The sequence below is a fragment of the Pseudanabaena cinerea FACHB-1277 genome (assembly GCF_014696345.1).
In the GTDB taxonomy this organism is placed as follows: domain Bacteria; phylum Cyanobacteriota; class Cyanobacteriia; order Pseudanabaenales; family Pseudanabaenaceae; genus Pseudanabaena; species Pseudanabaena cinerea.
Window position 1 is genome coordinate 1 of the sequence record NZ_JACJPY010000152.1, and the last position, 4,902, is coordinate 4,902.

5 protein-coding genes are annotated in these 4,902 nt (G+C 41.2%); 3 read left to right on the top strand and 2 right to left on the bottom strand.

Annotated features, from left to right (window positions below):
* The first annotated feature begins 199 nt into the window (after positions 1–199).
* The 3 genes from H6F44_RS22150 (at position 200) to H6F44_RS24190 (ending at position 3,197) form a co-directional block, all read left to right on the top strand.
* Complete coding sequence (locus tag H6F44_RS22150) at positions 200–2,377, top strand: VWD domain-containing protein (RefSeq protein ID WP_190353253.1); 2,178 nt, start codon at positions 200–202, stop codon at positions 2,375–2,377.
* Positions 2,378–2,517: 140 nt separating this feature from the next.
* On the top strand, positions 2,518–3,099 hold the full coding sequence (locus H6F44_RS22155; RefSeq protein WP_190353254.1) for a DUF3782 domain-containing protein: 582 nt from the start codon (positions 2,518–2,520) through the stop codon (positions 3,097–3,099).
* 2 nt (positions 3,100–3,101) lie between these two features.
* Positions 3,102–3,197: a DUF2283 domain-containing protein gene (locus H6F44_RS24190; RefSeq protein WP_190353255.1), complete on the top strand. Its 96-nt coding sequence runs from the start codon at positions 3,102–3,104 to the stop codon at positions 3,195–3,197.
* A 156-nt stretch (positions 3,198–3,353) separates the two neighbouring features.
* Here H6F44_RS24190 and H6F44_RS23695 read toward each other — a convergent pair whose 3' ends face one another.
* A complete protein-coding gene (locus H6F44_RS23695; protein ID WP_277874150.1) occupies positions 3,354–3,488 on the bottom strand; it encodes a hypothetical protein in 135 nt (44 codons plus the stop codon).
* Positions 3,489–3,549: 61 nt separating this feature from the next.
* Positions 3,550–4,746: a tetratricopeptide repeat protein gene (locus H6F44_RS22165; RefSeq protein ID WP_190353256.1), complete on the bottom strand. Its 1,197-nt coding sequence runs from the start codon at positions 4,744–4,746 to the stop codon at positions 3,550–3,552.
* Positions 4,747–4,902: the final 156 nt, after the last annotated feature.

Consider the following 4,902-nt stretch of genomic DNA (forward strand, 5'->3'; position numbering starts at 1 on the left):
AATCCATGCAATGTTCCAAAGATCTTACGTTTGCGTACAGCTTTTCTTAATAATTCCCCATCGCTAAGTATTTCTACTTAGCGCAAACTTGGGATGCTCCCAAATTATTAACTATTTGGCTTTGATGGAAAAGGTGTTTGAACCAGTGGATATGCAAGGACGGGTTGAGTTTATTTGATATTAATTGAGGAGATTGATTATGCGTCAGTTGCGGTTTCTTGCTTTTGCTGTGATTAGTTTTGTGGCTGCACTACTTGGCGCTTTGTTGTCGCCGAGTACATGGTTGCACAAGTCGTTGGCTGTTGCTCTCTGCGGTGTTCTCAGTGCGAATCCTGCGTTATGTACTAGTAATGCGATCGCTGTTCATTCTCAAGAGGCAAGTGCGACTAATCCTGTCAAGGTAGAAACTACGAAATCTAGTGATCTGTTGACGCAGCGATCGAGCGATTTCGATGACGACACACCCAAATCTCCCCCACGTCCTAATTCTAACAATCCTAAACCACCATCATTTCCAAATGAAGTTAGTCCTAGTACACCTGTCCGTAGACCTGATTTTGATGATGACACTACTATAGCTACCAATAATAGAAATTTTCAATCAAAAAACGTAAAGGTCAGAGAAATTAAAAATAAAGTTTACGAAGTAGCTCATGTGTCTACCCAAAAATGTCAAGTCACTAGAATTCTTAATTTGTCTAATAGACGACCCTATGTCGAGAGAACTAAAATTGAATCACTTAACTTAAATACTTGTCCTATCTCAACTTACGAGTTTATTCATCAAAGTGATGGATCATTGGAAGTTAGACTTTCCCCATCGGAGCTAATATCGTTTAAAGTAGATTCTATTTCCCAAAAAATATTTATTATTCATGTTAGCGGCGAAGGTCAAAAGATAATTTATGAGGGACGTTGGGTATCAAAGCAAAAGAGAATAGATTTATATGATGCTACAAAATTTCAACCAAAATTTATTACAGAAGGCGGCGATGGCTTGTTAAAGGATTTATCTTGTGGAATTTGTAATTCTCTAAAAACAGCTTGGGATTTGACATTTGGGAAAACATCTCTTGACGCATCTAATGCAACTCAAGTAGACGATGTATTACAACTAATGTCAACAGCCAATGCTGCCAGTTCTGTCAGCAGGGTATCAGGAGGAGCAGGATTTCTCACAAGTAAGCTAATTAACGCTATACCAGATATAAACAATGCCCTAGATCAAACTAATAAGATTGGTGTGAACTGTGACAATATAAATGTTGCTAGTCTTCAGTTTGATTGCAACAAAAAAGATGATCTTGCAGATCAAGGTTCTCAAACGGGTAAGGATCAGGGTAATCGACAAGGTGAACAAATTGCTCAACAGATTCAGCGTCAACAACCTCGCACAGATAAAAATAAAACAGGAAGCAGCTATGGCGATCCTCATATTGTGACCTTTGATGGCTACCGCTATAGCTTCCAAACCGTCGGCGAATTTACACTCGTTAAATCCACCGATCGCAACTTTGAAGTCCAAGTCCGCCAAAGCCCCGTGCCTGGAGCGCAACTTTCCCTCAACTCCGCCGTAGCCATCAAATCAGGCAACAGCCGCATCGCCATCTATGGACAGAGCCTACCTGACAGCGACACCAGCACCCCGATTCGAGTCGATGGTAGACCATACCCTGTAAAAGGCGGCACATTACCCAATGGCACTATCATCGCCCAACAAGGACAAGGCAGTTACATCATTCAGACCACATCAGGCGAAGTCGTTTCCGTCAGAAAAACATCCCGTAACAACCTCTCTTACATGGATGTCAATCCTTCCATACCAGACGTTGCAGGGCGATATCTTGGCTTATTAGGGAACTCCAACGGCAACCCCAAAGACGACCTCCAAACCCGCAGTGGACAAGTCATTGAAACCCAATCTACCTACGGACAAATTGCCCAGACTGCTAGTAGCATAATCCCTGGTGTTGGCAGAATTGCAGGATTAGTGAGCAAAGTCGAAAACATCGTCTTCGATCAGCTATACAAAGAATTTGGCAATAGTTGGCGCATTAGTCAGGCAGACTCACTGTTTGATTACAAAGCAGGACAAAATACTGACACCTTCACCGATCGCGGATTCCCATCAAGCTATCGAACCCTAGCCATGCTCTCCCCTGCCCAAGTCCAAGCCGCCACCGCCGCCTGTCAGCAAGCAAACGTAAACCCCGAACAATTAGAAGGATGTATCTTTGATGTCGGCTTTACAGGCGACTCAGGCTTTGCCGAAACCGCATCCCAAGCCCTAGAGATCGTCAACACGATCAATCAACTCGTTCCTAACGCAATTCCATTGCCTAAACTTCCAGTTAGCATTCCTGGATTACCTTTTTAGGACGAGATGATTACAAGCGATCTCCTATTGATCTTGATTGATAGGCGATTTCTTGCTTTTTGATGATGGGAGAAGGCGATCTAACAACTTTATCTAAATTGCTAGAATAGTTACACCGCATTAAACTCACTTAAATTACCATGCCCGAAAACACCGTCACCCTAGACGACATCTTTGCCATTTTCCGTGAAAGCGAACAACAACGCAAAGAATATCAACAAGCCTTCGAGGAGCGTCACCGCATTGTTGAGCAGGAAATGGAGGCGCTGCGAAAGGCTATTGAACAAACCAACAAACAAGTTGGCGGTTTGACTAGTCGATGGGGAGAATTTGTGGAAAACATGATCAAACCTGCTGCCGCTAGACTTTTTAAAGAGCAGGGAATAGACGTGCATTACACCGCCATGCGGGTCAAAGGCGATGGTGATCGCGGTTCTATGGAAATAGATATTCTTGTGGAAAATACCAATGAAATCGTGGTGATCGAAGTGAAATCACACTTAGAAATTGGGAATGTGAAGCGATTCTTGAAAGTATTAGGAAGATTTAAAGAAGCATTTCCTAAATATCAAAATCACAAACTCTATGGAGCCGTAGCAGGAATCAAAATCGATGAACAAGCCAATGAATATGCTACTCAAGAAGGACTATATCTAATTGAACCTGCGGGAGACTCCGTGATTATTGCCAATAGTCAAAATTTGAAAAGGCGTGTCTGGTAATCATGAAAATTACCTACGATCAAGAAACTGACTCGCTCTACATTCGCCTAGTTGATGAACATCGTAAATGTTGTACTTTACGCCTAAGCATCGCTTAGCCCGACCTCCAAGGCAATGAAACAGGCACAATTCATCGCAACCTAGAGATCATTCAAAAACTGATTAATCGCTACGACCAAGCGATCAATCTCACCAATTCCAAGATGTCATCAACCGTAAGATTGACAGCATGAAGCCTGATATCTCACAACCGTTCAAGCATCACGGCGAATACTTTCAAAAGGCACAACAACACCATTCTCAATATCTTGCCGTGCCTCCCGAAAATCCGCCATAAATTTTTCACTATACTGCACATCCACCGTCAGCCTTAGCCCCAAACTATCCAACCACTTTTTCGCTGTAGAAAATGTTGATGTAATAGTCTTTCATGATTTACGCAGCTAAGCTTTAAACTTTTTGACTCAAACTTATTTGTTCTCTCAGCTTTGCTAAACTTTCTTGAAACCTCATTGTTATTGGATGATCTGTACCTAAACTTGGTATGGCGATCGCTAGAGCCTCTTCATACAAAGGCATTGCTTCAGCAAAACGTCCTTGGGCTTTGTAAAGTCCCGCCAAATTATTTAAGCTGCCAGCGACATCGGGATGGCGATCGCCTAGTAATTGCTTGCGGATTTTCAAAGCATTTTCTAAATATGGCTCTGCATCGGTCAGGCGACCTTGAGCATAGTAGAGTAAGGCTATGTTGTTTAAACTAGTGGCAATATCAAGGTTTGTCTCGCCAAATAATTTCTTTTGGATTGCTAGAGCTTGTTGATAATAGGATTCGGCTTCGCTAAATTTACCATGTTCGGCATAAAGCAGTCCTAAATTATTGAGGCTAACTGCGACATCAGGATGAGATTCACCAAATTCTTTTAAACGGATATGTAGAGACTGTTTGTATGATTTTTCTGCTTCGGCATATTTCCCTTGAGCATGATATGTACCTGCAAGAAGATTGATAGTTCTAGCATAGTTGGCAATATCAGTATCTTTTCCATCTTCATAAATTTTTAGAGCTTGTTGATAAAGTTTGAGCGCTTCTTCATATTCTCCCTGTGCATGATGAATTCTGGCTAAGTCATTTAATCTAGCGATCACATCAGCATAGTTTCCTTGTTCTTGGAGAATGTCTAGACCTTCGGAATAAAGCTGCTTTGCCTGTTCATATTCACCTTGAGCTTCGTATAAGCTTCCTAAGTTCGCAAGGGATATGTCTAATCCTGTTCTTAAATTTAGTTCACGGCGTATAGCGATTGATTTTTGAAAATATTGAATTGCTAAATCTTGTTCAGTTTTATAGTCTTGTGAGTTAGTATTTTTTAATCTTTCGGCATAAATTTGACCGACCATTTCACAGAGAACCCAAAGTGAAGAATTGTCTGTGGTTGCGCTATTATTCTCAGCCTGATTGATCGTGTCTATAAGATCTTCTAACCTTAAAGATTCTTGATTGTCTTGACTATTTTTATCTAATTTATTATCAAAATATATGCTATCCCATCCAACAATAAAATCTGTATGATTCGTTAAATTATTACTGATTGGAATAAACAGAAATACGCCTTTACGCCAACTCCAAAAGTCAGGGGCTTGCTTCACTAAGCTATTAAGAATTTGCTTACAGCCTGTTGAGGCATTAAGGGGTACAATGGAAAGAAACAGAAAAGCAGGAAAAAAAGAGCTATGCCAGCATATTCCCTAGATTTCAGAAAGAAGATCGTAACAGCCTACGAAGCAGGAAATACATCAATCCGC

Bases quoted from the DNA above. Each gene is read 5' to 3' on its own strand.
- H6F44_RS22150 (WP_190353253.1), top strand. From the start codon at position 200: ATGCGTCAGTTGCGGTTTCTTGCTTTTGCTGTGATTAGTTTTGTGGCT.
- H6F44_RS22155 (WP_190353254.1), top strand. From the start codon at position 2,518: ATGCCCGAAAACACCGTCACCCTAGACGACATCTTTGCCATTTTCCGT.
- H6F44_RS24190 (WP_190353255.1), top strand. From the start codon at position 3,102: ATGAAAATTACCTACGATCAAGAAACTGACTCGCTCTACATTCGCCTA.